Below are 3,401 nucleotides of genomic sequence, written 5' to 3'. Positions count from 1 at the left end.
CCCGCCGCCCGCGGCCCGGGTGTCCGCGACGTGCGCCCCGAGCGAGTCCCCGGCGACGTCGCCGAGCACGACGGCCACCCCGCCCTGCGCCCAGCGGGTCGAGCCCTCGCCGATGCCGTCCTTGGTGACCACCACGACGCGCAGCCCGGCCGCGGCCGCGTCGAGCGCGGCGGTCAGCCCGGCCACCCCGGACCCGACGACGACCAGGTCGGCGCCGGCCTCCCAGCTCACCCCCCGCGCCGTCACTCCCCACCTCCCGGCTGACCGATCTCGATCATCCGCTGCACGGCGGCACGGCCGCGGGCGGCGAGGTCGGGGTCGACGTGGACCTCGTCGGTGCCCTCGCGGACCGACCGCAGCAGCGCCTCGGCGGTGATCATCTTCATGTAGGGGCAGGACGCGTTCTCGTTCACCGCGCGGAACGCGATCTCCGGGGCGGCCAGGCGCAGCTGGTGCAGCATCCCGACCTCGGTCGCGACGAGCACCTCCGTCGCGCCGGTGGCGCGGGCCGCGTCGATCATCCCGCCGGTGGAGAGGATCCTGACCTGCTCGGCGGGCACCGCGCCGGTGCCCGCCAGGTAGAGCGCCGAGGTCGCGCAGCCGCACTCGGGGTGCACGAACAGGTCGGCGCCGGGGTGGGCCGCGGCCCGCTCGGTGAGCTGCTTGCCGTTGATGCCGGCGTGCACGTGGCACTCCCCGGCCCAGACGTGCATGTTCTCCCGCTCCAGGGTGCGCCGGACGTGCGCGCCGAGGAACTGGTCGGGCAGGAAGAGCACCTCGCGGTCGCGCGGGATCGAGTCGACGACCTCGACGGCGTTGGAGGAGGTACAGCAGATGTCGGTCTCGGCCTTCACCGCGGCGGTGGTGTTGACGTAGGAGACGACGACGGCGCCCGGGTGCTCGGCCTTCCACTCCCGCAGCTGGTCGGCGGTGATCGAGTCGGCCAGCGAGCAGCCGGCCCGCGCGTCGGGGATCAGCACGGTCTTGTCCGGGCTGAGGATCTTGGCGGTCTCGGCCATGAAGTGCACGCCGCAGAACACGATCGTCGACGCGTGGGACTCGGCCGCGATCCGGGACAGCGCGAGCGAGTCCCCCACGTGGTCGGCGACGTCCTGGATCTCGGGCAGCTGGTAGTTGTGCGCCAGCAGGACCGCGTCCCGCTCGCGGGCCAGCGCACGCACCTCGTCGGCCCAGCCGGGGTCGGTCCCCGTGCCGCCGGGTGCCGTCAGCGTTCCGGTCATTGCGCCCTCCCGGGCCGTGTCGGGTTTTCGCCTAGCGGGCGGAAACTGGTCGGATGGTAGCACCGCTCGCGCGCCACCGGCACCTCCGTCGTGACCGGGACCTCACCCGACGGACACCCCGCCGTCACGTCCCGGTGCCGCGGCCGGTCCGCCCTAGGCTGGCCCCGTGACACCGCCACCCGCCCTGCACGAGGTCCTCGCCGTCGTGCTCAGGATCCGGGAGGGCCGGGCGGGCGCCCTGCTCTGGCAGCGGGCCCTGGACCCGGACGCCGGACGCTGGGCACTGCCGGGCGGCACCCTGGGCCCCGACGAGGACGTCGAGACCTCCGTGCGCCGCCAGCTCGCCGAGAAGGTCGACGTCCGCGAGGTCGCCCACGTCGAGCAGCTGTCGGTCTTCTCCGACCCGGCCCGCGTGTCCGGGAAGCGCCGCATCGCCACCGCGTTCCTCGGCCTGGTCCCCTCCGACGCGGACCCCGAGCTGCCCGGGGACACCGCGTGGCACGACGTCGAGGACCTGCCCGCGACCGCGTTCGACCACGCCGCGATCGTCGCGGCGGGGCGGGACCGCCTGCGCGCCAAGCTGTCCTACACCAACCTCGGGTTCGCGCTCGCCCCCGCGGAGTTCACGATCTCGGCGCTGCGCGAGCACTACGTCGCCGCGCTGGGCCACGAGGTGTCGGCGACGAACCTGCAGCGGGTCCTCACCCGTCGCGGCCTGCTGGAGCCCACCGGGGAGGTCGTCCCGTCGGGCCGTTCCGGCGGCCGCCCGGCCGCGGTGTTCCGGTTCACCGACCGCGGGATGCGCGTCACCGACGCGTTCGCCGTGCTCCGGCCACCTGCGCGACCCGGCGGGCCCCGCGACGGCGTACTACCGTGAGCCGGTGTCCGCCATGCTTCCGCTGTTCCCGTTGGGGACGGTGCTGATGCCGGGTGCGGCGCTTCCCCTCCACATCTTCGAGCCCCGCTACCGCCAGCTCACCGTCGACCTCCTCACCGGTGCCGTCCCCGACCGCGAGTTCGGTGTCGTCGCGGTGCGCGAGGGCCATTCGCCGGACCGCTCCGGGGCCTCCGGGATGCACGCCGTCGGCTGCACGGCGGTGCTCATCGACGCCCGCCGGCTACCCGACGGCCGCTACGACGTCGTCACCCGCGGGGCCCGCCGCTTCCGGCTGCTCGACCTCGACACGGGCTCGCACTCCTACCTCAGCGGCGAGGTCGAGTTCCTGCCCGACGACACCGGCGACGAGGCCGACCCGCGGCTGGTGGCGATGCTGGAGCGTTCCGCCCGCGCGGCGCACCGCGAGTACTGCGACACCGCGTGGCGGACCGGTGACTGGTCCGAGCCCGCCGCCGACACCCCCACCGCCGACCTCGCGCACCTGCTGGCCGGGGACTGCCTGTTGCCCCTGGGCGACCGCCAGCTCCTGCTGGAGCAGACCAGCGCGGTGCAGCGGCTCCGGGAGATCCGCAGGCTGTTCGCCCGCGAGCGCGGCCTGCTGGAGACCCTGCGGGCGGTGCCCGCGCCGCTCGGGTCGTTCTCCGACGAGCACAGCCCGAACTGAGCTCACCCGCCGACGGCGAGGTGCGGCCCCTCCCAGCGCCGGCGCAGCCACCGGTCGTGCGAGGTGACGACGACGCTCCCCGGCGCAGTGCCGAGCGCCGACTCCAGCTCCCCGGCCAGCCGCAGCGAGACGTGGTTGGTCGGCTCGTCGAGCAGCAGCAGGTCCGGGGCGTCGGCGACGGCGACGGCCAGCGCCAGCCGCCGCCGCTGGCCGAGGCTGAGCTCTCCGACCGCGGTGCCGTGCTCACGCGGGTGCAGCAGCCCCAGCTCGCGCAGCGGGACGGTCTCCGCCCGCTGCACGCCGACGGCGTCGGCGTAGGCGGTCGCGGCGCTGCGGTCGGGCGGGCCGACGTCGGGGTCCTGGGCCAGCAGCCCGACCCGGCGCGCCCGCACGTCCACGGTGCCCGCGTCCGGTGCGAGGTCGGAGTGCAGGACCGCCAGCAGGGTCGACTTCCCGGCCCCGTTCGGGCCGGTGACCAGCAGCTTCTCCCCCACGGCCAGGTCGAGCAGGTCGAGCCGCAGCCGGCCGTCGACCCGCAGGTCCCGCACGCACACGGCGAGCCCGCCGGCCGCGGCGTCGCCGGTGAGGTGCCCGGCGA

At 75.5% G+C, this 3,401-nt stretch carries 5 protein-coding genes; 2 read left to right on the top strand and 3 right to left on the bottom strand.

The window, feature by feature from the left end:
- Positions 1–231 (bottom strand): FAD-dependent oxidoreductase (locus GTW08_RS18455; protein WP_346009929.1); only part of this gene is annotated, 231 nt, incomplete at its 3' end.
- 11 nt (positions 232–242) lie between these two features.
- Positions 243–1,241, bottom strand: coding sequence for a quinolinate synthase NadA (nadA, locus tag GTW08_RS18450; RefSeq protein WP_073573899.1), 999 nt, complete (start codon positions 1,239–1,241; stop codon positions 243–245).
- A 166-nt stretch (positions 1,242–1,407) separates the two neighbouring features.
- On the opposite strand from nadA, the gene GTW08_RS18445 reads away from it, so the two are divergent.
- Both GTW08_RS18445 and GTW08_RS18440 read left to right on the top strand, forming a co-directional pair.
- Complete coding sequence (locus GTW08_RS18445) at positions 1,408–2,118, top strand: NUDIX hydrolase (RefSeq protein WP_073573900.1); 711 nt, start codon at positions 1,408–1,410, stop codon at positions 2,116–2,118.
- A gap of 13 nt (positions 2,119–2,131) precedes the next feature.
- Entirely contained in the window at positions 2,132–2,803 is a 672-nt protein-coding gene (locus GTW08_RS18440) for an LON peptidase substrate-binding domain-containing protein (protein ID WP_073574069.1), read from the top strand.
- Positions 2,804–2,805: 2 nt separating this feature from the next.
- Here GTW08_RS18440 and GTW08_RS18435 read toward each other — a convergent pair.
- Positions 2,806–3,401, bottom strand: a 596-nt coding sequence (locus tag GTW08_RS18435; RefSeq protein WP_161152277.1) for an ATP-binding cassette domain-containing protein, incomplete at its 5' end; no start/stop codon positions are given.

It is taken from the genome of Pseudonocardia sp. SID8383 (assembly GCF_009864975.1).
In the GTDB taxonomy this organism is placed as follows: Bacteria; Actinomycetota; Actinomycetes; order Mycobacteriales; family Pseudonocardiaceae; genus Pseudonocardia; species Pseudonocardia alni.
The sequence above is the reverse complement of the archived record's forward strand: the minus strand, read 5'-3'. Positions and strand labels throughout refer to the sequence as shown.